This is a genomic window from Streptomyces sp. NPDC051180 (assembly GCF_040689545.1).
Taxonomy (GTDB): Bacteria; Actinomycetota; Actinomycetes; order Streptomycetales; family Streptomycetaceae; genus Streptomyces.
The window spans coordinates 1-1,191 of record NZ_JBFBBC010000042.1 but is presented as its reverse complement, the minus strand read 5'-3'; the positions used below and the strand labels follow the sequence as shown (position 1 = coordinate 1,191).

Annotated in this window: 1 rRNA gene; it reads left to right on the top strand. The window is 69.7% G+C overall.

The annotated features are described in order from the left end of the window. A 5S ribosomal RNA gene (rrf, locus tag AB0424_RS30945) occupies positions 1 to 92 on the top strand; the annotation flags it as partial. Between the last annotated feature and the right edge of the window lie 1,099 nt (positions 93 to 1,191).

Genomic DNA, 1,191 nt, shown 5'->3' with positions numbered 1-1,191 from the left:
CGCCCGGTTACATTCCGAACCCGGAAGCTAAGCCTTTCAGCGCCGATGGTACTGCAGGGGGGACCCTGTGGGAGAGTAGGACGCCGCCGAACAATTCTTCAGGACCCCTGGTCCCAGCGTTCACGCTGGGACCAGGGGTCCTTTTGTTTTTTGCTTGACTTTTTCCGATGCGCGGCTGAGTGCCGGCTGCGCGAGAATGACTGCAGTACCCGAAGACAGAGGAGTCACCACCATGCCCACCAACTCTCCCGACGACCGTCCGGAGCGCGAGCCGCGTCGCAGGGACGGTGCCGGTGGCGACCGGGGCGGTTACCGCGGGCCGCGCCGGGACGACAGCCGTGGTGGGGACAACCGTGGCGGCGACAATCGCGGTGGCTACGGACGTCGTGACGACCGCGGTGGCGACAACCGCGGCGGTGGCTACGGACGTCGTGACGACCGTGGCGGCGACAACCGCGGTGGTGGCTTCCGTCGCGACGACAACCGTGGCGGCGACCGCCCCAGCTTCTCGCGTGACGACAACCGTGGTGGTGGTGGCTTCCGCCGTGACGACCGTGGTGGGGACAACCGTGGCGGTGGCCTCCGCCGTGACGACAACCGTGGTGGCGACAACCGTGGTGGGGACCGTCCGTCGTTCCGTCGCGATGAGCGTCCCTCGTACCAGCGTGACGACCGCCGTGACGACCGTGGCGGCTTCCGCCGCGATGACCGCGGTGGGGACAACCGCGGTGGCGGTTTCCGTCGCGACGACAACCGTGGCGGCGACCGCCCCAGCTTCTCGCGCGACGACAACCGTGGTGGTGGCGGCTTCCGCCGTGACGACCGTGGCGGCGACAACCGCGGCGGCGGCTTCCGCCGCGATGACCGCGGTGGTGACAACCGTGGTGGTGGCTTCCGCCGCGACGACCGTGGCGGTGACAACCGTGGCGGTGGCTTCCGCCGTGACGACAACCGTGGTGGGGACCGTCCGTCGTTCCGTCGCGATGAGCGTCCCTCGTACCAGCGTGACGACCGCCGTGACGACCGTGGCGGCTTCCGCCGCGACGACCGCGGTGGCGACAACCGCGGTGGCGGTTTCCGCCGTGACGACAACCGCGGTGGCGACAACCGTGGTGGGGACCGTCCGTCGTTCCGTCGCGATGAGCGTCCCTCGTACCAGCGTGACGACCGCCGTGACGACCGTGGCGGCTT